24 protein-coding genes are annotated in these 21,750 nt (G+C 74.4%); 23 read left to right on the top strand and 1 reads right to left on the bottom strand.

Annotated features, from left to right (window positions below; all coding sequences use genetic code 11):
* The 13 genes from VM324_10750 to VM324_10690 all read left to right on the top strand — a co-directional run.
* Positions 1-526, top strand: a 526-nt coding sequence (locus VM324_10750) for a hypothetical protein (GenBank protein ID HVL99757.1), incomplete at its 5' end; no start/stop codon positions are given.
* A gap of 16 nt (positions 527-542) precedes the next feature.
* Complete coding sequence (locus VM324_10745; protein HVL99756.1) at positions 543-950, top strand: flagellar hook capping FlgD N-terminal domain-containing protein; 408 nt, start codon at positions 543-545, stop codon at positions 948-950.
* 29 nt (positions 951-979) lie between these two features.
* Positions 980-1,780: a flagellar basal-body rod protein FlgF gene (gene flgF / locus VM324_10740; GenBank protein HVL99755.1), complete on the top strand. Its 801-nt coding sequence runs from the start codon at positions 980-982 to the stop codon at positions 1,778-1,780.
* Positions 1,781-2,181: 401 nt separating this feature from the next.
* Complete coding sequence (locus VM324_10735; GenBank protein HVL99754.1) at positions 2,182-2,427, top strand: flagellar FlbD family protein; 246 nt, start codon at positions 2,182-2,184, stop codon at positions 2,425-2,427.
* 3 nt (positions 2,428-2,430) lie between these two features.
* Entirely contained in the window at positions 2,431-3,243 is an 813-nt protein-coding gene (locus VM324_10730) for a motility protein A (GenBank protein HVL99753.1), read from the top strand.
* A complete protein-coding gene (locus tag VM324_10725; protein HVL99752.1) occupies positions 3,243-4,064 on the top strand; it encodes a flagellar motor protein MotB in 822 nt (273 codons plus the stop codon). The genes VM324_10730 and VM324_10725 overlap by 1 nt, the downstream gene beginning before the upstream one ends.
* 2 nt (positions 4,065-4,066) lie before the next feature.
* Positions 4,067-4,534, top strand: coding sequence for a flagellar basal body-associated FliL family protein (locus tag VM324_10720; protein ID HVL99751.1), 468 nt, complete (start codon positions 4,067-4,069; stop codon positions 4,532-4,534).
* Positions 4,535-4,632: 98 nt separating this feature from the next.
* Positions 4,633-5,655, top strand: coding sequence for a flagellar motor switch protein FliM (locus tag VM324_10715; protein HVL99750.1), 1,023 nt, complete (start codon positions 4,633-4,635; stop codon positions 5,653-5,655).
* The gene (gene fliN / locus VM324_10710; GenBank protein ID HVL99749.1) at positions 5,652-5,996 is read left to right on the top strand and encodes a flagellar motor switch protein FliN; all 345 of its coding nucleotides are present in this window, start codon (positions 5,652-5,654) and stop codon (positions 5,994-5,996) included. Before VM324_10715 ends, fliN begins: the two co-directional genes overlap by 4 nt.
* A 5-nt stretch (positions 5,997-6,001) precedes the next feature.
* Positions 6,002-6,403: a flagellar biosynthetic protein FliO gene (locus tag VM324_10705; GenBank protein ID HVL99748.1), complete on the top strand. Its 402-nt coding sequence runs from the start codon at positions 6,002-6,004 to the stop codon at positions 6,401-6,403.
* Positions 6,387-7,244, top strand: a complete 858-nt coding sequence (fliP, locus tag VM324_10700; GenBank protein ID HVL99747.1) for a flagellar type III secretion system pore protein FliP — start codon at positions 6,387-6,389, stop codon at positions 7,242-7,244. Before VM324_10705 ends, fliP begins: the two co-directional genes overlap by 17 nt.
* A 7-nt stretch (positions 7,245-7,251) precedes the next feature.
* Positions 7,252-7,518 carry a flagellar biosynthetic protein FliQ gene (locus VM324_10695; GenBank protein HVL99746.1) on the top strand — a complete coding sequence of 89 codons (267 nt, stop codon included), beginning with the start codon at positions 7,252-7,254 and terminating at the stop codon, positions 7,516-7,518.
* Positions 7,518-8,291, top strand: a complete 774-nt coding sequence (locus VM324_10690; GenBank protein ID HVL99745.1) for a flagellar biosynthetic protein FliR — start codon at positions 7,518-7,520, stop codon at positions 8,289-8,291. The genes VM324_10695 and VM324_10690 overlap by 1 nt, the downstream gene beginning before the upstream one ends.
* A gap of 57 nt (positions 8,292-8,348) precedes the next feature.
* Here VM324_10690 and VM324_10685 read toward each other — a convergent pair whose 3' ends face one another.
* Positions 8,349-9,158 (bottom strand): hypothetical protein, encoded by an 810-nt coding sequence (locus tag VM324_10685; GenBank protein ID HVL99744.1) that lies wholly within the window; start codon positions 9,156-9,158, stop codon positions 8,349-8,351.
* A 211-nt stretch (positions 9,159-9,369) separates the two neighbouring features.
* On the opposite strand from VM324_10685, the gene VM324_10680 reads away from it, so the two are divergent.
* The 10 genes from VM324_10680 (at position 9,370) to VM324_10635 (ending at position 21,740) form a co-directional block, all read left to right on the top strand.
* On the top strand, positions 9,370-11,175 hold the full coding sequence (locus tag VM324_10680) for a hypothetical protein (protein ID HVL99743.1): 1,806 nt from the start codon (positions 9,370-9,372) through the stop codon (positions 11,173-11,175).
* A 121-nt stretch (positions 11,176-11,296) separates the two neighbouring features.
* Positions 11,297-12,355 carry an EscU/YscU/HrcU family type III secretion system export apparatus switch protein gene (locus VM324_10675; protein HVL99742.1) on the top strand — a complete coding sequence of 353 codons (1,059 nt, stop codon included), beginning with the start codon at positions 11,297-11,299 and terminating at the stop codon, positions 12,353-12,355.
* Positions 12,355-14,412 (top strand): flagellar biosynthesis protein FlhA, encoded by a 2,058-nt coding sequence (locus tag VM324_10670; protein ID HVL99741.1) that lies wholly within the window; start codon positions 12,355-12,357, stop codon positions 14,410-14,412. The genes VM324_10675 and VM324_10670 overlap by 1 nt, the downstream gene beginning before the upstream one ends.
* Positions 14,393-15,544: a hypothetical protein gene (locus VM324_10665; GenBank protein HVL99740.1), complete on the top strand. Its 1,152-nt coding sequence runs from the start codon at positions 14,393-14,395 to the stop codon at positions 15,542-15,544. The genes VM324_10670 and VM324_10665 overlap by 20 nt, the downstream gene beginning before the upstream one ends.
* On the top strand, positions 15,541-15,807 hold the full coding sequence (locus VM324_10660) for a hypothetical protein (protein ID HVL99739.1): 267 nt from the start codon (positions 15,541-15,543) through the stop codon (positions 15,805-15,807). Before VM324_10665 ends, VM324_10660 begins: the two co-directional genes overlap by 4 nt.
* 43 nt (positions 15,808-15,850) lie before the next feature.
* Positions 15,851-16,474 (top strand): C40 family peptidase, encoded by a 624-nt coding sequence (locus VM324_10655; protein HVL99738.1) that lies wholly within the window; start codon positions 15,851-15,853, stop codon positions 16,472-16,474.
* A gap of 29 nt (positions 16,475-16,503) precedes the next feature.
* Positions 16,504-16,899, top strand: coding sequence for a hypothetical protein (locus VM324_10650; protein HVL99737.1), 396 nt, complete (start codon positions 16,504-16,506; stop codon positions 16,897-16,899).
* Positions 16,900-17,113: 214 nt separating this feature from the next.
* Positions 17,114-17,983, top strand: a complete 870-nt coding sequence (locus VM324_10645) for a sigma-70 family RNA polymerase sigma factor (GenBank protein HVL99736.1) — start codon at positions 17,114-17,116, stop codon at positions 17,981-17,983.
* Complete coding sequence (locus tag VM324_10640; GenBank protein HVL99735.1) at positions 17,976-19,475, top strand: HD domain-containing phosphohydrolase; 1,500 nt, start codon at positions 17,976-17,978, stop codon at positions 19,473-19,475. Before VM324_10645 ends, VM324_10640 begins: the two co-directional genes overlap by 8 nt.
* 150 nt (positions 19,476-19,625) lie before the next feature.
* On the top strand, positions 19,626-21,740 hold the full coding sequence (locus tag VM324_10635; GenBank protein HVL99734.1) for a PA domain-containing protein: 2,115 nt from the start codon (positions 19,626-19,628) through the stop codon (positions 21,738-21,740).
* Positions 21,741-21,750: the final 10 nt, after the last annotated feature.

Genomic DNA, 21,750 nt, shown 5'->3' with positions numbered 1-21,750 from the left:
GCCTCCGGCCGGGGCCACGCCCCCAGCCGCGGCTGCCTTCCCGACGGCCCCCGCCCCCCGGCGCCCGCGCGCCGCGGCGCCGGGCGTCGACCTCACCGCCGCGCCGGCCGCGGCGCCCACCCCGGTCACCGGGGCTCCCGGCCGGGCGCACGAGGTTCCGGCCAGTGCCGTCAGGCCACAGCCGAGCGCCCTCGCCGAACGGGTCGCCGACATCGTCGAGCGCCTCGAGCTCGCGCCTGCGCCCCGGCGGGTGACGGTCGACGCCGGCGAGCTCCGCCTGGTGGTCAGCCTGCGCGGCGACGCGGTGCGCATCGCGGTGCTCGGCACGGGCGCAGCCGCGCCCGCGGGCTGGGAGCGCGACCTGTCGGCGGCGCTGTCCGCCCGGGGCTTCTCGCTCGCAGGCGACGGGGCGCACGAGCGCCCAGCCCCCGAACACCGCCCACCCCCTGAGAGCACCGTCCCCGCGCCTGGCTCCCGCCAGCGCCGCCCGCCGAGCCGGCCCGCTCCCGCGGGCTGGCGCCTGTGACCAGAGGAGCACGATCATGCCCACGATCGGCGGGGTGTCCGCCGCCCCAGTCCCCACGACCGCCTCAGCGCTCGGCGGCCTCGACAGCCAGGCGTTCCTGAAGCTGCTCGTCGCCCAGCTGCGCTACCAGAACCCCATGGCGCCGTCCGACCCGTCCGCGATGCTGCAGCAGACCGCGCAGTTCACCCAGATCGAGACGCTCCAGCAGATCGCCGCCGCTCAGCAGCAGATGCTCGGCCTGACGCAGGTCACGATCGCCAACGACCTCGTCGGCTCGACGGTGCTCGCCCGGGTGTCGGGTGAGGAGGTGCGCGGCACCGTCGACGGCATCCGGTTCACGACGCACGGCCCGGTGCTGCTCGTCGGCGACCGCGAGGTGCCCCTGCACGCCACGCTCGAGATCCACCGCTCCACCTCCCTGTAGGAAACCCATCCTCACGAAAGGAACTGCTCATGCTCCGCTCGATGTTCGCCGGGGTCTCCGGCCTGCGTGCCCACCAGACGATGATGGACGTGGTGGGCAACAACATCGCCAACGTCAACACCACCGGGTACAAGTCCTCCCGGGTCACCTTCCAGGAGGCGCTCACCCAGGTCGTGCGCGGCGGCACCGGCGCCGTGGCCGGCGTGGCCGGCGGCATCAACCCGATGCAGCTCGGCCTCGGCGCGCGCATGGCGTCGGTCGACGGCGTCTTCTCCCAGGGCGCGACCCAGGTCACCGGGCGCGCCACCGACCTCGCCATCCAGGGCGAGGGGTTCTTCGTCGTGAGCACCCCCGACGGCCCGCGTTACACGCGCGCCGGCGCCTTCGCGTTCGACGCGGCCGGCAACCTCGTCGGCCCGGCCGGTGAGCTCGTCGTCGGCACCGACGGCAACCCCGTCCAGGTGGCCGACCTGCAGAGCTACGTCGACGTCGCCATCGACGCCCGAGGCCGCATCATGGGCCGTGACGTGGCCGGGCAGGAGGTGGAGCTCGGCCAGATCGCCGTGGCGCGCTTCGCCAACCCCGGTGGTCTCGAGCGCATCGGCGGCACGCTGTTCGCGGCGACCGCGAACTCCGGCGCCGCCCAGGTCGGCGAGCCGGGCACGGACGGGCGCGGCAGCCTGCAGGCTGGGACGCTCGAGATGTCCAACGTCGACCTCGCCCAGGAGTTCACAAACCTCATCCTCGCCCAGCGCGGGTTCCAGGCGAACGCCAGGACCATCACGGCGAGCGACGAGATGCTCCAGGACCTCGTCAACCTCAAGCGCTGACCGCGCACGTCCCACGTGCAGGCCCCGCCTCCTGGCGGGGCCTGCACCGCTTTTCCCGCCCACCGTGGGTTCGGGCGGCCGCCCGTCGCCGCTACCCGACGGCGTAGCCGCGAGGAACCAGGTGAACAGCGGCGAGAGGATGGCGAGCGCGATGAGCGCCGCGCCGACCATCGCCGGTAGCGCCAGGAGCAGGCCGAGGACCACCCCGTCGTCGAGGTCGCCCGATGTGAGCGCCCCGTGCAGCGAGCGCACCGCGATGGTGGCCACGGTGACGATCGCGACGACGTAGGACAGGGAGACGAGCGCCTCTGACGGCACGGGAGGGGGCGCCTTAAGCGTGGCCGGCGCCCGCCGACAGGCGGGTCGACACGATCATCCGGCGACGCACAAGGAGGTGCGCGGTGATCCTCCTGCATCGACTGCACGGCGAACCGCTGTTCGTCAACGCTGACCTCATCGAAGCGATCGAGGTCACCCCGGACACCCTCCTCACCCTCGTGGACGGTCGCAAGGCCATCGTGCAGGAGACGCCCGACGAGGTTGTGCGGCGCATCGTGGCGTTCCGTGCCTCGGTGCTCGTGGCCGCCGACGACCTGCGCGACGCCGGCCGCCCCGGGCTGTCGGTCGTGCCGGAGCCGGAGCGCTGACCGATGGACCCCCTGCTCATCGGCGGGTTCCTGCTCGCCCTGCTGTCCATCGTCGTCGCGACCCTCATCGACGGCAACGCGTTCGGCCCGCTTGTCGGCCCGTCGTCTTTCGTGCTCGTGTTCTTCGGCACCATCGGTGCGGCGCTCATGGCGTACCGCAAGGCGGACCTGTCCCGCTTCCCCAAGGCGGCGCTGCAGGCCTTCCGGGGCTCGCCGCCCGACGTCGACGCCACGGTGACGACACTCGCGGGGCTCGCCGACACCGCCCGCAAGGACGGCATGCTCGCGCTCGAGGCGCGGCTCGTGGACGTGTCCGACGAGGGAGTGCGCCGAGGGCTGCAGCTCGTCGTCGACGGGCTCGACGCCGACGAGGTCCGCGAGGTCGTCGAGATCGACATCGCGGCCGTGGACGAACGCCACCGGGTGTGCATCGGCTTCTTCACGGCGCTCGGCGGCTACTCGCCCACCTTCGGCATGCTCGGCACGGTCGTCGGGCTCGTGAACATGTTGCAGAACCTCACCGACCCCGCGCAGCTGGGGGTCGGCATGGCGCTCGCACTGCTCACGACCTTCTACGGGGTGCTGTTCGCCAACCTCGTGTGGCTGCCGCTGGCCAGCCGGCTCACCCGGCTGAACGACCAGGAGCTGGCCGCCCGCGACATCGCCCTCGACGGCATCCTCAGCATCCAGGCGGGCGCGAGCCCGCGCCTGCTCGTCGAGCGCCTCGAGACCTACCTGCCGCCCGCGCAACGCGTCGGGTACGCCGCCCGCGCGGCGGTCACCCCGCTCGCGGCCGTGCCGCCCCGGGCGGCCTGATGGCACGCGGCAAGGCCACCGGCCGGTACAAGCCCACCCGCCCCCGCGCGCAGTCCGGTGAAAGCAGCCAGCGCTGGCTCGGCACGTACGGCGACGCGGTCACCCTGCTCATGGCCTTCTTCGTGATGCTCTACGCCATGAGCCAGATCGATCAGCACAAGTTCGAGGCGTTCCTGAGCGGACTCGAGGCGCCGTTCGGCAACCCGGCGGTGCGCGAGGGGCTGCTCGACGCGTCGAGCGGGGTGGTGCCAGAGGGCGCCGCCGACGACGGGCCCCTGAACGTCGCGGTGACCCCCGAGCTGCCCGTGGCCACCGACGCGCCGCCGCCCGCCGCCGGCCCGGCGGCGCCGCCCGCGGTCGAGCTCGACCAGCTGCGGCGGGTGCGCGCGGCGATCGATGAGTCCCTCACCGCCTCGGCGCTGCGTCACCACGCCGACTTCCACATGGACGAGCGCGGACTCGTCATCAGCATCGCCGCGGACGACATCCTGTTCGAGACCGGCTCGACCCGCATCTCCGAGCTCGGTCGGCGCATCATCGGCGCGGTCGCCGAGCCGCTCGCGCGCTTCGGCAACGACGTGCTCGTGGAGGGCCACACCGACGACGCCCCGCTCCGGCGGGGCGACTACACCAACTGGAACCTGTCGACCGACCGGGCGGTGGCCGTGCTGTCCCTGCTCTTCACCGACTTCGGGGTGGGCCAGGAGCGGCTCGGCGCCATCGGCTACGGCGAGTTCCGACCCCGCGTGCCCAACGACAGTGCCGTGAACCGAGCGCTCAACCGCCGCGTCGACATCCTCGTGGCAGCCGAAGGAGCATGACCATGGCCGCAGCAGTCGCCGAGCTGACCGACACCCCCTCTGCCGCCCGGCGACCCGCGCGCCGGCGGCGCACGCTGCCCGTCGCCGCCGCCCTCGCGCTCGCCTGCGCCGCAGCGGCGGTGTTCGTGCTCAGCGGCTCCCATGAGCAGGCGGGCGACGCGGCGCCCCAGGAGGGCGCGATCGTCGACGTCGCGCAGATGACCGCCAACCTCGCCGGTCCCCAGGTGCACTACGTCCGCTTCGGCTTCGCCGCCGTGCTCGCGGCGGACGTCGCCGCCGCCGACGTCGAGGGCCGCTTCGCGCTTCTCAAGGACGCGGCGCTGTCGGAGATCGCGACCTTCTCCGCCGACCACCTGCGCACCCCAGCGGGCGTCGAGGAGCTGCGCGGGCGGCTGACTGCGCGGGCGGCCGGGGTCTACCCCGACGGGCAGGTGCTGCGCATCGTGCTCACCGAGCTCGTCGTCCAGTAGGACGCTTTACTCACCCGGTCCCCGGTCGACAGCAGAGGGCGGGAGCGCAGCCGCCATGCCGCGTCCCCGACGCCAGCTCACCAAGGGGAAGCCGAACAGTGACCGCCGCGGAGCTTCCGACGCCGCTGGGACGCGCCGTGCGCCCCGCGCCGCTGCCGCAGCCCGCGGCAACCGTCGGGGCGGCCCCGTTCGACTTCAGCCGCCGCCAGCGCCTGGGCCGTGACACCGTCCGGGCGTTGCAGGTCGCCCACGAGCTGTTCGCCCGGCGCATGGCCAGTGGGTGGGGCGGCGCGCTGCGCGCGCTCGTCCAGGTGGAGCCGCTGGCTGTCGACCAGGTCTCCTACGACGCCTACATCCGCTCGATGCCCAACCCCCACATCGTCGCCACCGTCTGCGCGCCGGGGCTGGCCGGCAGCGCGGTGATCGAGATGAACGCCGACCTCGGGCTCGTCCTCGTCGACCGCCTACTCGGTGGGCGCGCCGTCCCCGGCGCTCACGGCCTGCCGGAGCCGCGGCGGCCCACCGAGCTCGAGGCGGCCCTGCTCGCGGACCTGTTCGGGCACGCCGCGGCGGCCCTCGACGAGACCCTCGGCGCGGTCAGCACCGGGCCGGCGGCGCTCGCCGGCGTCGAGTACAACCCTCAGCTCGTGCAGGTCGCCGCCCCGTCCGACGAGGTCGTGCTCCTGACCTTCCGCCTCACCCTGTCCCAGGGTGTGGGCGCCGAGGGCCTGCTGACGGTCTGCTACCCGCCGGCGTTCCTCGCTCCGATCCTCGACCAGATCAGCGCGGGGGCCGGGGGCGACTCCGCTCCCGCCGCGGCGGACACCGCCGCGCGCGCCGCCGTCGCCGACCGCCTCGGCGACGTCGCCGTCACGCTGCAGGTCCGCCTCGCCGAGTCGCCGCTGCCCGCCCGCGCGCTCGCGGGGCTGTCGGTCGGCGACGTCATCCGCCTCGATCACCGCGCGGGCCGCCCCGTCCGCGGGGAGGTCGGCGGGTTCGGCGTCGTCGAGGGCCACGTCGGGCGCCGCGGGCGCCGGCTGGCTCTGCAGGTCGCGCGCTGGGTCGACCAGTCGACCGGACGCACTTTCGATCCCACCGAGACCCTGAGGACAGCCCCATGACCGCGAGCACGTCGATCCCCCCCACGCCGGCAACCGGCACCGCACCGGACGTCGCGCCGGTGGCCTTCCCCGACCTCGGACCCGGCGTCGAGCCCGGGCGAGGCAGCGAGCTGGACCTGCTCGCCGACGTCGACCTCGCGGTGACCGTCGAGCTCGGGCGGGTCCGTCTCAAGGTCCGCGACCTCCTGCGCCTGACCGAGGGCAGCGTCGTCGAGCTCGACCGGGCCGTCGGCGCGCCGGTCGACGTGCTCGTCAACGGCAGCCTGATCGCCCGCGGCGACATCGTCGTCGTCGACGACGAGCTCGGGGTGCGCGTCACCGAACTGCTGCGGCGCGCCTGATCCCCGTGGAACCCTTCGGCGTGGAGGTCCTCGGCCGGCTGCTGCCGCCTCTGGCGGTCATCATCGGCGCGCTCCTGCTCGTCCGCCGCTGGGCGGGGCGGCAGGCCACGACGACGAGCGGTGTGCGGGTCGTCGCCCGCACCGGTGTGGCCCGCGGGGCGATAATCGCCGTCGTCGAGGTCGGCGCCCGCCGCTTCCTCGTAGGGGCCGGCGAGCACGGCGTGTCGCTGCTCGGCGAGCTGGACCCCGACGGCGCGTCCGTCGACCGGCACGACCCCGCATCCCCCGCGGCCATGGAACCGGCCGCCGCGCACCTGCCCGGGCCACGGATGGGCCTCGTTGACCGTCTCCGCGCGATGACGGTCCGGACCCATCTCCAAGGCCCCTTGCGTGCGTCGCGCGGCTAGGACGCTTCGCCTTCTCGCGGCTGCGGGACTGACCACCATCCTGCTCGCGGGGCTCCTGTCGGGCCCCGCGGCGGCGCAGGAGGCGCCCGACGCCTCCGCCGCTCCCGCCGACCCGGCCCCCACCGACCTCGATGGTGCCGCCGGCGCCGACCCCGCCGTGCCCGCCGTGCCGGACGTGTCGATCTCGGTGGACTCCGACGATCCGGCCCTGTCCCGCACCGTCGTGCTCATCCTGCTGCTCACCGTCGGCTCGGCGGCGCCGGGCCTGCTCCTGCTCATGACGACGTTCACCCGGTTCGTCGTCGTGCTCGGGCTCGCGAAGAACGCGCTCGCCCTGCAGACCGTCCCGCCCGCGCAGGTGCTCGTCGGCCTCGCGCTGTTCCTGACCTACTTCGTTATGGCGCCGGTGCTCGGGCAGGTGAACGAGCAGGCGGTCCAGCCGCTGCTCGCCGGGGAGATCGGCCAGTCCGAGGCGATCGACGTCGGCTTCGCGCCCGTCCGCGCGTTCATGCTCGCGCAGACCCGGGACAGCGACCTGCGGCTGTTCATGGACCTCGCGAGGACGCCCCGCCCGGAGACCGTCGAGGACGTCCCCGCCTCCACGCTCATCCCCGCGTTCGTGATCTCCGAGCTGCGGACGGCGTTCGTCATCGGCTTCGTCGTGTTCGTGCCGTTCCTCGTGATCGACCTGGTCGTCGCGGCGGTGCTCATGTCGATGGGCATGGTGATGCTGCCGCCCGTCTTCATCTCCCTGCCGCTCAAGCTCCTGCTGTTCGTCCTCGTCGACGGGTGGGTCCTGATCGTCGGCTCCCTCGTCGGCTCCGTGAAGGGGATCGGGTGACCGGACCATGACTGACGCCCAGGTCCTGCAGATCGTCGCCGGCGCCCTCATGATCGCCGCGAAGCTGGCCGCCCCCATCCTCGTCGTGAGCCTTGCCATCGGGGTGGTCGTGTCGCTCGTGCAGACGGTCACGCAGGTGCAGGAGATGACGCTCACGTTCGTGCCGAAGCTCGTCGGCGTCGCGCTCATCGTTATGTTCGGCGGCAGCTGGATGATCCGCGAGCTCGTCACCTGGGTCACCCAGCTCTGGAGCTCCATTCCGTCGCTGTCCTGATGGAGCAGCTCAGCGTGGCGCTCGACCCTGCGTGGGCTGCGGGGCTCGTCCTGTCGATCACCCGGGTGGCGGCGTTCGCCGTCGCCTCCCCGATGCTCGCGCGGGTCGTGCCGCTGCCCGGCCGCCTCGCGACCATCCTCGCCGTCGGGCTCTTCCTCTCCGCGCCGATGGAGGGGCCGCTGACGCTCGCCGCGCTGCTCGGCGCCGGCGCGGTGAACGCGGCTGTGGGAGCCACGCTCGGCTACCTCACCGGGGTGCTGTTCCACATGTTCGCGGTCGCGGGCGGGGTCGTCGACGTCGTGAGCGGCCTGTCGGTCGCCCAGGTGATCGACCCGACGCGCGGCGAGCAGGGAGCGGTGTTCAGCCGGCTGTTCAACCTCACCGGACTCGCCGTGTTCTTCGTCGCTGGCGGGCTCGAGCTGCTCGTGCGGGGGCTGTCGATGTCCGTTGAGGTGGTCGCCCTCGACGGCGCGCTCGCGGGGTCCTCGGCCCTGCTCGACGTGGCGGCCCGGCAGACGAGCCGGCTCATGCTCGTCGGCGCCGAGCTCGCCCTGCCGGTGGTGTCCGCGCTGTTCATCGTCGAGGTCGTCCTCGGCCTCGCCTCGCGCTTCGCGCCCCAGGCCAACGTCTTCCTGCTCGGCCTGCCCGCCAAGCTGCTCATCGCGCTGTCGATGGTCTCGGTCGCCCTGCTGCTGTTCCCGGAGGCGATGGACGGGCTGCTGCGCGCCACCGCCGGCACCTTCACCGACGGCCTGCGCGCCCTGCGCGGCTGACGCGGCTGCGGCGGCCGGACGGGCCTGAACCGGTTGGCTCCGCTGACGGTGGGCCGGCTACTCCACGGTGAAGTCGGCGAACATGCCCTCCTGGAAGTGGGGCGGCCCGTCGCCGGCCTCCTCGCCGGACGCGTCCGTGCCCTGGGGGATGAAGCACACCATGACGTACTCGCCGGGATCGAGGTCGGCGGCTGCCGTGCTCTCCTCGCCGGCGGGCGCGAAGGTCGCCGCGACGAACTCCACGCGCTCCATGACCTCCGCCTCCTCGAGCCCGAGGATCTCCTCCCAGGTCTCCTCGACTCCCTCCCGCTTGACGAACACGATCATCTCGTGGCTCTCCTCACCCTCGTTGGTGGCGGAGAACACGACCGGACCGGCCTGCAGGGTCTCGGGCACGCCCTGGAACTCGTAGTCCACCATCGTCACGTCCACGGAGCTCCAACCGCAGCGGTCGGCGGCCTCGATGGCGATGGCGTTGCGGGCCTGCCCGCCGGCTCCCCCGAAGAATGCCTCGAGGTCCCCGCTGCCCTCGGCCTCGTCGAGCGCCTCCTCCAGGGTCGCCACATCGTCCTGCACGTCCTGCGGCGCGCTGTCCCGCAGATCCTCGACGAGGGGACGCAGCCGCTCCTCGGCGAACACCTGCTGCGCCGCGGCGATCTCCTCCTCGGTCGCCGTCTCCCAGTCGACCTCCGGCTCCCCGGGCGAGCCGAGGCCGAGCGCGTCGTCGCAGAAGGCTTCGACGTCCGCAGCGACGTCGTCGTTCTCGGGCGCCTGGGTCGGCCCGGTCACGTCGTCGCCGTTGCACGCGGCCAGAGCGAGGGCGAGCGCCGGCGCGAGCACGAGCAGCTTCACGGTGGTAAGGCTCACGGTCATCCCCTGGGTTCGTCGGCCGTTGACGCGTCTGGCGCGAAGCGCCCCGCTGCCCAGGAAACCACAGCGACCGCACACGTACCATCGCAACCGGCAGGGATTTCCCGCCGGCGTGTTACCGGTAGTACGATGCCGCCCCGAAAGAGGATTCCGCAGCGCGAGCCTCGGGGGCCCGCCGCGGTGGGACGAGGTGCGAGAGGAGCGGCAGATGGACCCCGTCGTGGCGCATGGGCTCGGCTCGTGGATGTGGCTGTTCGTCCCCGTGTCGCTCTACGTCCTCATCACCGTCGGGCTGGCGCTGGTCGGCCGGAGCAACGAGCGGGACGCGGTGCTGTTCTTCATCGGCCGGGTCTCCGACAGCCTGCGGCGCGCAACCGGGTTCCCCGGGTGGTCGATGGCCGGGGTGCTGTCGGCCCTCATGGCCCTGCTCATCGTCGTCATCGGCTTCTACTGGGACGTCGCCTGGCACATCGACAACGGCCGCGACGTCGTGCTGTTCACCCCCTCCCACACGATGATCCTCGTGGGGCTCGGCGGGCTCGTCTATGCGGCGGTCGTCGCGATCCTCTTCGCGACCGTGGACGACGCCGACGTCGGCTTCTCCGCCTGGGGGCTTCGCATCCCCTACTCCGCGGTCCTGCTCGGCGCGCTCGGGACCGGCGCGGTCGCGGCCTTCCCGCTCGACGAGCTGTGGCACCGGGCCTACGGCATCGACGTGACCCTGTGGAGTCCGACGCACCTGCAGCTCGTCGGCGGCGGGTCGGCGGCGACGATCGCCGCGCTGCTCATGTGCGCCGAGGGTCTGCCGGCCGCCCGCCCGAACCGGCTCGGCCGGGGCATCTTCGTCCTGACCGCCGGGACCGTCCTCGTCGGGGCGTCCACCTTCCAGGGCGAGTTCGACTTCGGCGTGCCCCAGTTCCAGGTCCTCTACCTGCCGCTGCTCGTGATGGCGGCCGCGGGTTTCAGCCTCGTGCTCACGCGCCTGGCCCTCGGACCCTGGGGTGCCGTCAAGACCGTGCTCGTCGCGCTCACGCTGCGCGGTCTGCTCGCCCTCGCCGTCGGCGGGGCGCTCGGTCACACCGTACCCCGCTTCCCGCTCTACCTCGGCTCCGCGCTCCTCGTCGAGGCGGTGGCGTGGCGGCTCGGCACCGCCGGGCGCCTGCGCTTCGCGGTCGCCTCGGGCGTGCTCGTCGGCACCGCCGGCCTGCTCACCGAGGCGGCCTGGGTCGTCGGGACGGGGTGGTGGCACGAGATCCCCGCCGCGCTCGCGGTCAAGGCGGCGCTGCTCGGGCCGGTGGCCGCGACGGCCGCGGCGGTGCTCGGAGCCGGCCTCGCCCGGGCGTTCCTACCCCGCGCAGAGCCGCTTCCGGTCGCGGCGCTCGCGGTGGCCGGCGTCGCACTCCTCGGCGTGCTCGCCTACCCGCTGCCCCGCCAGGTCGGCGACGTCTCGGCGGTGATCCGCCTCGACATCGCGGGGGACACCGCCGACGTCGAGGTGGCGCTCGACCCGCCCGACGCCGCTCACCGCGCGACGGCCTTCGCCCTCACCTCCTGGCAGGGCGGCGGCAGCCGGCAAATCCCGCTCGTCGAGGTCGGCCCGGGGGTGTACCGGTCCACCGAGGCGGTCCCCGTCACCGGCAGCTGGAAGTCGATGGTGACCCTGCAGCGGGGTCCCGAGGTGATGGCCGCACCGATCGCCCTGCCAGCCGACCCGGAGATCGGCGCGTCGGCGGTGCCGCCCGTCCCCGAACGCCAGGTGGAGTTCGTCCGCAACACCGAGGTGCTGCTGCGCGAGGCGACCGAGGGTCCGGGATGGCCGGCGGCGCTCGCGTACACGGGGCTGGCCACGCTCGTCGCGCTGTGGATCGCGCTCATGGCGGTCACCGCTCGCCGCGCGGCGCGCCGCGAGGACGACGCGCCCGACGAGCCGGCCCCGCCGCCGCCGGCGCGCGCGGCCCTGGCAGGCAGTGGTCAGCCGGTGGCGGCCACGGGGTCGGTGGAGCCGACCCCTTGAACCCGGGCCGTCGCGGTCGACAGGTGAGGTCGCGTCGCACGGACCGCGCACGCACGCACGGAAGGCAGGCCAAGGACCGGCTCGCATACCACGCTCCCCACCGCGGGGACGAGGAGCCCACGTGGGTCGGTTCGACGGCAAAACCGAGAAGGCCACGCCCCAGCGACGGCAGAAGGCGCGTCGCGAGGGCACCGTGGCCCGCAGCCAGGAGGTCGGCGTCGCCGTCTCGCTGGTGGCCGCTGCCGTGGTGCTGCGGGTTTTCGGCGGCCGCGGGTTCGAGGTCCTGCGTGAGGAGACCCGCCTGCTCCTCGCCGTCCCCTCCACCGGCGCGGTCGACCTCGCGGCCGTCGCCGGCAGCGGCACCCGCATGGCGCTCGCGCTCGGGGGGCCGCCGCTCGTCGCGGGGGTGGTCGCCGCCCTGGCCGCCGGCTTCGGCCAGGTCGGCTTCCGGCTGACCCCCAGGGCGGCCAAGCCCAAGCTCTCCCACCTCAGCCCGAAGAAGGGCCTGCAGCGGCTGAAGCCCTCACGGGCCGGCTGGGAGCTCATCCGCACCACGCTCAAGCTCGGGCTGCTGCTCGCGATCGTGTGGGCTCCCCTGCAGGGATGGGCGACCGAGCTCGCGGCCGACCGGGGCCTCGACGGGGGCCTTGCGGCCACGCTCGACCAGACGTGGGGCGTCGTCATCCGCGCCGTGCTCCTCGCGACGGTCATCGCGGCGGCCGACTACGGGTGGAACCGCCACCGCACCGCGAAAGAGCTCCGCATGAGCAAGGACGAGGTCCGCCGGGAGTACAAGGACGCCGAGGGCGACCCGCTGATGCGCGCCCAGCGCAAGCGCCGGCACAGCGAGCTGTCGCGCAACCGCATGCTCCGCGACGTGGCCACCGCCGACGTGGTCGTGACGAACCCGACCCACCTCGCCGTGGCGCTGCGCTACGCCGACGGTGAGGCCGCTCCCCGGGTCGTCGCGAGGGGCGCGGACCGCCTCGCCGCGAAGATCCGCGCGGAGGCGTACCGCCACGGCGTGACCGTCACCGAGGACCGCCCGCTCGCGCGGGCGCTGTTCCGTCGCTGCAAGGCCGGCCAGTACGTCCCGGCCGCCCTCTACGAGGCGGTCGCCGTCGTCCTCGCTCTCGCCTACCGCCGGCGCGGCATCGTCCCGGCCCGGGCAGCCAGCTGATGCCCGGCGCAGCCGCCTCGGCCGCCGCCCGCGTCACGCGGGCGATGGTCCCACTCCTGCTCGTCGCCGCGGTGCTCATGATGGTCGTGCCCGTGCCCGCCGTCGGCCTGGACCTGCTGCTCGCGGCGAACATCACCCTCGCGGTGGTCGTGCTGCTCGTCGTCATGACGCTCCGCGACAGCCTCGAGCTGAGCGTCTTCCCGTCGCTGCTGCTCATCACCACCCTGCTCCGTCTCGCCCTGAACGTGTCCTCGACGCGCCTCATCCTGCTGGAGGGCTACGCCGGGAAGATCATCGACACGTTCGGCAACTTCGTCGTCGGCGGCTCCGTCGTCGTCGGCCTCGTCGTGTTCCTCATCCTCATCGTCATCCAGTTCGTCGTCATCACGAACGGGGCCGGGCGGGTCGCCGAGGTGGGCGCGCGCTTCGCCCTCGACGGGATGCCCGGCAAGCAGATGGCGATCGACGCGGACCTGTCCGCGGGGCTCATCGCCGAGGAGGAGGCGCGCGACCGGCGGGAGCGCATCGCCAAGGAGGCCGACTTCTACGGGGCGATGGACGGTGCGAGCAAGTTCGTGAAGGGCGACGCGATCGCCGGCATCATCATCGTCGCGATCAACCTCATCGGCGGCTTCGCGATCGGCACGACGACGCGGGGGCTGTCGCTCGGCGAGTCGATCAGCGTCTATTCGCTGCTCACCGTCGGGGACGGCCTCGTGAGCCAGATCCCCGCGCTGCTCATGTCAATCTCCACGGGCCTGCTCGTCACCCGCGTCGGCCGCGACGCCGACCTTGGGCCGCTGCTCGGGGTGCAGCTGTTCAGCAACCGCCGCGCGCTGCGCCTGGCCGCGGGCGTCGTCGCGGGGCTGGCGCTGCTGCCCGGGCTGCCGAAGATCCCCTTCTTCGTGCTCGCCGGCGGGCTCGTCGCGCTGAGCGGCCGGGCCGGAGCCGACGGCGAGGAGCCCCCCCGCGCTGACGACGTGCTCATCACGCCGGCGCCCGACGACCCCGAGGCGCTCGTCGCACAGATGCGCGTCGAGCCCCTCGAGCTGCACCTGTCCTACGACGTCCTCGACCTCATCGATCCCGCGCAGGGCGGCGACCTCCTCGAGCGCGTCCGCGCCCTTCGCCAGCAGATCGCGCTCGACCTCGGCGTCGTCCTGCCGTTCGTGCGGACCCGTGACGACGTGTCCCTGCCGCCCGCCACCTACCGGATCCTCCTCCACGGTGTCGAGGTGGCGCGGGGCACCGCGCCGCGCGACCGGGCGCTCGCCCTGCCCGCCGGCGACGGCAGCGAGTTCGCCGGCCTCGCCGGCGAGCAGACCCGGGAGCCGGTGTTCGGGCTCACCGCCTTCTGGATCCCCGACGGCGCGCGCGCGACCGCCGCCGCCAGCGGGGCCACCGTCGTCGACCGCTCCTCGGTGATCGTCACGCACCTCGCCGAGGTCGCCCGCGGCTCCGCCGCCGAGCTCCTGTCACGCCAGCAGGTCCAGCTGCTCGTCGAGGGCCTGCGCGCCGACGAGCCCCTGCTCGCCGGCGAGGTGGGCAGCGAGAGCCTGCCGCTCGCGACCCTCCACGCCGTGCTGCGCGGCTTGCTCGCCGAACGGGTCCCGATCCGCGACCTGCCGCGCATCGTCGAGGCGGTCTCCGCGCGGTCGCGGGAGGGCCGCAGCGTCGAGCAGCTTGTCGCGGCGGCGCGGGCGGCCATCGGCTCAGCGATCGTGGCCCGCATCGCACCCGCGCGCCGCCTGTCCGTCGCGACGCTCGACCCGGGCCTGGAGTCGGCCCTGCACGAGGCGCTGCGCGACCTCGACGGCACCCTGCACCTCGCCGTGGACCCCGAGCGTCTCGGGATCCTCGTCGAGGGCGCCCAGGGCCTGCTCGCAGGCGGCGAGCAGCCGGTCGCGCTCGTCTGCGGGCAGCTCCTGCGCCGGCCGCTGCAGGCCACCCTCGCCGGCTCCGGCGTCGAGCTGCCCGTCCTCGCCTACCCCGAGCTGCCACCCACCCTCGACCTGATTCCGATAGGAGTGATCGGCCATGCGCCCGTCGACGCCTGACCCGTCCGTCCCCGAAGCTGACCCGTCCCTCGCCACCCCCGACGACGTCATCGTCGAGGCGCCCACGGCCGAGCAGGCCCTCGCCGAGGTGCACGCCCGGCTCGGCGCCAACGCCGCGATCGTCGAAGCGGGCAAGGTCCTGCGCGGCGGCCTCGGGGGCTTCTTCGCCCGCGAGGTCGTCCAGCTCCGGGCCCGCGCCGGCGGGAGCGGTCCCGCGGCTCGCTCGCCGGTGTCGGCCACGCCGTCGCCTGCGGACGCGACGACGACGACCGCCGGGGGGGACACCGCGCTCGAGCGCCTGCTCGCCGGCATCACCTCCGACGTCGACGCCGCCGAGCGCTCCTTCGCCGACGTGCTCCGCCGCCAGCTCGGCGCGTCCGACGCCGCCGGGCTGCCCGACCCCGCCGTACTCCCGCGCTCGGCGGTGCGCCACGCCGAGGATCCCCTCGCGCGCGCCGCGGAGTCCCTGGCGATGCCCCTGCCTGCGGTCCAGCCGGCGCCGACCCCCGCCGCGGCCTCCGTTGCGCCGGTCCTCGCGGCGCTCACGCCGCCGCCGGCCGCCCCCGTGGGCCCTGCGCCCGCGCCCGTTGGCGCGCCGGTGTGGACCGTGGAGAACCTCCGCCGCCTCGGCCTGCCGGCCGCGGTCGTCGACGCGGTCGGCGGAGCCGGTTCGGCGGACGACGCGGCGTGGGTCACCCGCCTGGCCGCCGCGGTGGCGCCGCTCTGCCGGCGGCTTCCCGACGGTCCGATGATCCTCGCCGGCCCGTGCGCGTTGCCGCTCGCCGACGCGCTCGCGCTGCCTGTCGTCACACCCGGCTGCAAGGCGCCGGCGCTCGGCTCGTTCGCCGTGCGCGGCTGCGACGGGGAGGACAGCCGGGCCTGGATCTCCGCCGGCTGCTCCTCGCGGTGGCTGCACGTGGTCGTCGGGGGCACCGGCTGGCGCCCGCTGCTGTTCGCCGACCCGGCCGCCGTGTCGTGGGTCGCGGACGCGTCGCTGCCCGACGCGGTCCAGGTCGCCACCGACCTCGGGCTGGCCCTCGGCTACGGGACCGCGGGCGGATCAGGGAGCCCGCGGCCCGCCAACCCCGTCGACATCGCGATCGCCATCCGCGGTCTCCTGCCCCGCCGGTGAAGCCAGGACCCCTCCGCCGCCTCACCGGGGCGCTCGGGCTGGTGGCGCTCGCGCCCACCGCCGCCATGCTCGCCCTCGGGGCGCTCACCCTCGCCGACGCGGCCCTGCGGGCGGGTGTCACGCTCGTCGGGGTCACCGCGATCGGGCGTGGGGCCGGGTGGTGGCTGTCGTCGACTGCCGCCCGCTTCGAACGCCGGACACCGGCCGCGGACCCCGACCCCGCCGACCGCCGCCGGGCCCGCCCCGCCGATCGCGTCACCTGACCGCAACCCGCACCGGCGGCGCCGGCCGCCACCTCGAGGAGCCATGCCCACCATCGATGCCGTCTCCCCCGGCGTGCCCCCCGTCGCGCCCACCGGCACAGCAACGCCGACGGGCGCCGCGTTCGCTGCCGCGCTCGCCGCGGCGCTCGGCGAAGCCACCCGGCCGTCACCGGCCTCCACGGCCCGTCCCGTTACCCTCGGGGAGATGGTCGCCACCCTGCCCCCCGGGATGGCAACCCCGGCCGCTCCGGCCATGCCGCCTCCCCCCGCGTCGAGCGCCGAGCAGTCCCGGCCCCCGACCGCCGGTGACCGCGGCGCGGTCGTCGCGGCCGCGAGCCGCTACCTCGGCGTCCCCTACCGCTGGGCAGGCACCGACCCCTCCACGGGCCTCGACTGCTCGGGGTTCGTCCAGCGGGTCTTCGCCGACCTCGGGGTCGCGACGCGGCGGGTCAGCCGCGACCAGTCGCGCGCCGGGGTGGCCGTGCCGTCCCTCGCCGAGGCGCGGCCGGGCGACCTCGTCTACTGGAACGGCCACGGCGGCAGGCCCAACCACATCGCCATCTACGCCGGCGACGGGCAGATGATCCACGCGCCGCGCACCGGCGACGTGGTGAAGTACGCCCCCGTGCGGACGGCTCCGCCCGACGCCATCCGGAGGATGCTCTAGGAGGTGCTGTGGATCCTTACGATGGCGCGATGGAACATCGCGATCCGGGGGGCAGCCGCCCCGTCCTCGTCGCCGTGAGCGGCCGTGACATCGTGCGCGTGACCCTCGAGCATCGCGGGCGCCAGTACATCGGGGAGTCAAGAGTGACCGAGGAGCGGGGCAGGTCGGCCGCTTCCGCAGCGGCCACCCTTCAGGCTCTCGAGGCCCTCACCCCCCGGGGCGTCGACTTCCGCCTCGACTGGTGCGGGGTCGTCGACCCGGGCGGCGGCGTCGCGGCCGCGGTCGTGGTGTTCGCCACCGTCACCGTCGCAGGGGTCCCGATGCCGCAGACCGGCGCGGCGGTCATCCACCAGGACGTGCAGGTCGCGGCGGTCCGCGCGGCGCTCGACGCGATGAACCGCCGGCTGGACATCATGCGCGCCTGACGCGCCGACTGACTGGTCCGAAGGGGCCATGGCGCCATGGCCCGGGACCGCGACGAACCGGGCATCCCTTGCCAACCGACCCACCCGCAAGGCCAGTTCGGGCCAAATCGCTTCGTCCCGCTCAAGACGCAACGGCCGTTGCTCGACATGCTTTGGAGGCCCGGACGCGGTCGACCGGCCAGACGGCGGTTTGCGAGCAAAAAGGACGAACACGGTGACCGAGACGATCCGACCTGCTCCCGAGGACGAGGCGAACACCCTCGTCGAGCAGCACCTGCACCTCGTCGAGCAGGTGCTGCGGCAGCTCGCCTCCCGCTACCCCCGCCACGTCGACCGGGCGGAGCTCTGGAGCGCCGGCGCCGCGGGCCTCGTGGAGGCGTCCCGCCGCTACGACCCGTCCGCGGGCGTGCCGTTCGCCCGCTTCGCCGTCATCCGCATCCGCGGGGCGATGGTCGACTCGGCACGTTCGCGTGACTGGGCCACCCGGGCGCTGCGTCGCGGCATGCGAGATGTCAATGAGGCCAGCCGGCGGTTCGAGGAGCAGCACGGCCGCTTCCCGCGCCCGGCGGAGCTGGCGGCCGCGCTCGGCATCACCGAGCGCGAGCTCGCCGACCGCCACGCCGCCGCGGCGACGGCGACGCTGCTCCACCTCGACCAGCCGCTCGGCCAGCACGACAGCGCCGAGGCCACCCTCGGTGAGTGCATCGCCGAGTCCTCCGACGATCGCCTTCCCGAGGAGGCCCTCGAGCGGCTCGAGCTGTCGGGCACCGTCCGCACCGGCGTCGCCCACCTCCCGCCCGTGCAGCGCGAGGTCGTGGAGCGCACCTACTTCCGTGGGGAGCGGCTCCGTGAGGTCGCCGGTTCCATGGGCGTCACCGAGGCGCGCGTCTCCCAGATCCGTGCCGAGGCCCTCCACGCCCTGCGGGCGTACTTCGCCAGCGCGTTCGACGCGGTTCCGCCCGTGCCGACCGGCGCGCCCGGCCGCCGCCAGCGCGCCGCCTACGTCGCCGGTGTGAGCGCAGAGACGACGTGGCGCAGCCGGCTCGAGGCGGGCGCCCCCGGCGGGTGGCGCGTCAGTGCCTGACGGCGGCGCCGGCGAGGACGCCCGCGAGCGCCGACCGGGCACCGAGCCTGCCGGCACCGGCGCACCGGTGCGCACGCTGCTGGTCGAGGTCCCGGCGCCGGTGCGCGCGAGGCTGGAGGAGACCGGAGCCCACACCTTCGTCGACGGGCCCGACGACGCCGACGTCGTCGTCGTGTCCACCCGGATGCCGCGCGGTGAGCTCATGGCGGCCCTGTCGGGGTTGCGCGGCCGCGCCCGCGGCAAGGTCGTGGTGCTCGTGCACACCGGCGGCGAGGGGCTGGCGGTCGAGGTCATGCGGGCAGGTGCGGCGGGCGTCATCGGGGAAGGCAACGAGGACGCCGTCGCGGCCCTCGCCGCCGGCACCGGGCACGACACCGGCCTCATCACCACCTACGAGCGCAAGCTCGCGCAGGCCCGCGGGGGCAGGGACGCGCTGCGCAACCGCGACCCGCTCACCGGCGAGCCGACCGGCGCGGCGTTCGCGCAGCGCCTGACCGAACTGAGCCAGGCCGGGCAGGTCCCCCGCATCGCGTTCCTGCGCCTCCTCCACCTGCCGGGGACCGAGCAGCGGGCCGCGGCCGACGCGACCCTGCTCGTCCGCCGCCGCCTCGCGGTGGCGTTCCGCCAGCTCGCCGAGCGCTTCGCCGTCGAGCTGTTCACGCTCGGGCCCGCCGACCACGCGGTGCTCGGCATGGACCTCGCGCCCGACAGCGCCGAGGAGCTCGGGCTGCGTCTCGGACGCGTCGCGCGGCGTTTCGCCCCGAACGGCTACCACCCGCTCGCGCTCGCCATGGGTCACGCCGGCGCGGAAGCGGCAGCGCAGGTCGCGACCGTGCGCGAGCTCGCCCATCGGGCGCTCGAGGTGGCGGCGGCGGACAAGGACGGCGGCGTCGTCGCCGCCGACACCCTGTCGCTCGGCGTGTCGTCCACGACGGAGCTCGAGGCGGCGCTGCGCATGCTCGCGCACGTGGAGCGCCACGACGCCTACCCGCCCGGCCACGGCGAGCGGGTCGCCGAGCTCGCCGGCGAGCTCGCCTGGCGCCTCGGCTACGACGGCCAGCGCCGCACCCGCATCCAGCTCGCGGCACTGCTCCACGACGTCGGCAAGATCGCCGTCGCGCCCGAGGCGATAGCCGGCGCCGGCGACCACGACGGCCCCCTTGCCGAGGCGTACCGCAGCCACCCCGCGCGCGGCGCGGACTACCTACGCCCGTCGGCCGGCGACGAGGTCGCCGCCGCGGTCCGCGGCCACCACGAGCGCTGGGACGGCGGCGGCTTCCCCGACGGCCTGTCCGGTCACGCCATCCCCCTGGCGGCGCGCATCATCGCCGTCGCGGACGCGGTGGAGCGCCTGACCCACACCGAGGGCCCCGCCGACCCGCCGGCGATCGCAACGGCGCTGAGCGCGCTCGCCGGCACCAGCCTCGACCCCGACCTCGTCGCCGTCGCGCTGCCCCTGGTCGACCCGGCGCAACCCGCCGTACCCGCCTGAGCCGAGGTCCGCCCCGCCGGACCCGCCACGGCGCGGGCGCTCGCACGCCGAGGCCCTGCCGGAGGCGACAGGAATCCTCCGCGCGACGGCGAATATCTCAGTGAGGCGGCCCGTTCCCGGGCCGGGATGCACCCGCGGAGGAGTGGGCAGATGATGGGGGCTCGCAGGCGTTCCTTCCTCACCGCGGCAGCGGTCAGCACGTTGCTCGTCCTCAGCTGCGTGGGGGCCGCCGGGGCGGGGGCGCAGGTCGCCATCCCCGAAGAGCTCCCCGCCACCCCCGGGGAGCCGGAGCTGTTCAACCTCGGGCACGTGTACAACTTCAACCCCGGGCAGCACGATCCGGGGCGGAGCCCGCGCGTCGGCACGGACCTCGAGTTCTTCACCCACACGGTCGCGCTCCGCGACTACGCCACCGGGGTCCTCGTCGACGAGCAGGGCGACCCGCTCGGACCCGTCGACGCGCAGGGCAACCCGACCCGGCCGATCATGGCCGAGCGCGACTTCGCGGTCATGGGCTCCTACCAGCGCGGCGGCTACGTCTTCGACATCACCGACCCGGAGAACCCCCGGTTCGTCACGCAGGTCACCTGCCGCCAGGACCGCAACGACGTGGGGATCAAGAAGTTCACCGACCCGCAGACCGGCGAGACGCGGGTGGTGCTCGCCCTCACCCAGCAGACCGGGGAGCCGTGTGGCAACGAGGGCGACGGCGGGGCGGGCGTGGGGGTCACGGTCAACGCCCCCGAGAGCCTCGCCGGGTTCGTGCGCGCGACGCACTGGGTCGGGACGGCTGCGGTCGCCGGCCAGACCGCCGACCTCGTCTACGCGGGCACCGGGTGCACGCCCGCCAGCTACGCGGGCATCGACGTGCAGGGCAAGATCGCCCTCGTCGACGCCCACCTCGGCGAGGACCCGGTCGACCAGTGCCCCGTCTTCACCTTCGCGCAGAAGATCGCATCGGCCGAGCAGGCGGGAGCCGTCGGCCTCGTCCAGGTCGACGCTGACGACGAGCCGACGGCGGGCAGCAGCGTCGCGTCGGGCATCCCGGGGCTGGAGATCGCCAACAGCGACGGCAAGCCGATCCGGGACGCGGTGGCCGGCGGCACGACGGTGAACGCGTCCCTCACCGCCGCGTCCACGAAGGTGCCGGTGATCGGGTCGGGCTCGGGAGGCATCGGCGTCTTCGACATCACCGACCCGTACCGGTGGTCGCCGATGTACCGGCTGCTGACCGGCCACGGGGGGGTGCACAACTTCATCTTCCACCCGACCAGGCCCTACGGCTACGCCTCGAACGGGGCACTGCCCGGGCTCCTCAACGACATCCCCATCGTCGACTTCACCGACCTCGACAACCCCGTCGTGCTCACCGGTCGCGCCCCGACCGAGGGCGGGGTCCACGACATCGAGTTCAGCCCTGGCGGCAATCGGGCGTACGCGGCGTCGGAGAACAACTACCGGATCTACGACACGCGCGACCCCGCGAACCCCGTGCTCCTCTCCCGGACGCCCAACGTCGGCTCCTACGCCCACGGGGTCTTCCCGAGCCCGGACCTCGAGCTGATGGTGACGAACAACGAGAGCCTCGTGCTCGGCGGGTTCCTCGTCGAGGGGACCGGTGTGTGCCCCGGCGAAGGACTGGCCTCCTACGACATCACGAACGAGGAGGCCCCGATCGGCCCGCTGGGCTACTACGTCCCCAACGTCGTCGGCCCCACCGACGACCGGCCGTGCACCTCGCACTTCGGCCGCTTCGCTCCCGGCACGAAGGTGCTGTCGATGGGGTGGTACATCGCGGGTACGCGAATCGTGGACTGGTCGGACCCGAGCCATCCCCGGGAGCTCGCCGCGGCGGTGCTCGACCGCGCGAACACGTGGGCGGCGAAGTTCCACAAGGGGCCGTACGTCTACGCGGGCGACATGGACCGCGGTTTCGACGTCTTCCGCTGGAGCGGGGAGGGCCCCGCCCCATGGCTCGCCGGCGACGCCGGCCACACGGCCGGTGGTGGCGTGCCGTGCCTCGACTGCGTCGTCGACGAGCCTGCCGGGGCCATCCCCCCCATGGACGACGCCGCCGGCACCGAGCGGGCGCCCCTGCTCGACCCCGCGGTCTCGCCCGCGGGTGGGAAGGGCACCGACCTGGCGGTCGCGCCGATCGCCGGGAGTCGGTCAGGAGGCCCCCCGGCTCCGGTCATGCTCGCGCTGGCGCTCGTCGTGCTGACGGGCGTCGCCACGGCGGCAAGCCTGCTGCGCACGCGCTCCTGACGCGCCGGGC

The sequence above is a fragment of the Egibacteraceae bacterium genome, from assembly GCA_035540635.1.
In the GTDB taxonomy this organism is placed as follows: Bacteria; Actinomycetota; Nitriliruptoria; order Euzebyales; family Egibacteraceae; genus DATLGH01.
Note: the sequence above shows the minus strand (reverse complement) of the source record. Positions and strands in the feature narration are given on the sequence as shown.

Bases quoted from the DNA above. Each gene is read 5' to 3' on its own strand.
- VM324_10745 (HVL99756.1), top strand. From the start codon at position 543: ATGCCCACGATCGGCGGGGTGTCCGCCGCCCCAGTCCCCACGACCGCC.
- flgF (HVL99755.1), top strand. From the start codon at position 980: ATGCTCCGCTCGATGTTCGCCGGGGTCTCCGGCCTGCGTGCCCACCAG.
- VM324_10730 (HVL99753.1), top strand. From the start codon at position 2,431: ATGGACCCCCTGCTCATCGGCGGGTTCCTGCTCGCCCTGCTGTCCATC.
- VM324_10725 (HVL99752.1), top strand. From the start codon at position 3,243: ATGGCACGCGGCAAGGCCACCGGCCGGTACAAGCCCACCCGCCCCCGC.
- VM324_10720 (HVL99751.1), top strand. From the start codon at position 4,067: ATGGCCGCAGCAGTCGCCGAGCTGACCGACACCCCCTCTGCCGCCCGG.
- fliN (HVL99749.1), top strand. From the start codon at position 5,652: ATGACCGCGAGCACGTCGATCCCCCCCACGCCGGCAACCGGCACCGCA.
- VM324_10695 (HVL99746.1), top strand. From the start codon at position 7,252: ATGACTGACGCCCAGGTCCTGCAGATCGTCGCCGGCGCCCTCATGATC.
- VM324_10690 (HVL99745.1), top strand. From the start codon at position 7,518: ATGGAGCAGCTCAGCGTGGCGCTCGACCCTGCGTGGGCTGCGGGGCTC.
- VM324_10680 (HVL99743.1), top strand. From the start codon at position 9,370: ATGGACCCCGTCGTGGCGCATGGGCTCGGCTCGTGGATGTGGCTGTTC.
- VM324_10670 (HVL99741.1), top strand. From the start codon at position 12,355: ATGCCCGGCGCAGCCGCCTCGGCCGCCGCCCGCGTCACGCGGGCGATG.
- VM324_10665 (HVL99740.1), top strand. From the start codon at position 14,393: ATGCGCCCGTCGACGCCTGACCCGTCCGTCCCCGAAGCTGACCCGTCC.
- VM324_10655 (HVL99738.1), top strand. From the start codon at position 15,851: ATGCCCACCATCGATGCCGTCTCCCCCGGCGTGCCCCCCGTCGCGCCC.
- VM324_10650 (HVL99737.1), top strand. From the start codon at position 16,504: ATGGAACATCGCGATCCGGGGGGCAGCCGCCCCGTCCTCGTCGCCGTG.
- VM324_10635 (HVL99734.1), top strand. From the start codon at position 19,626: ATGATGGGGGCTCGCAGGCGTTCCTTCCTCACCGCGGCAGCGGTCAGC.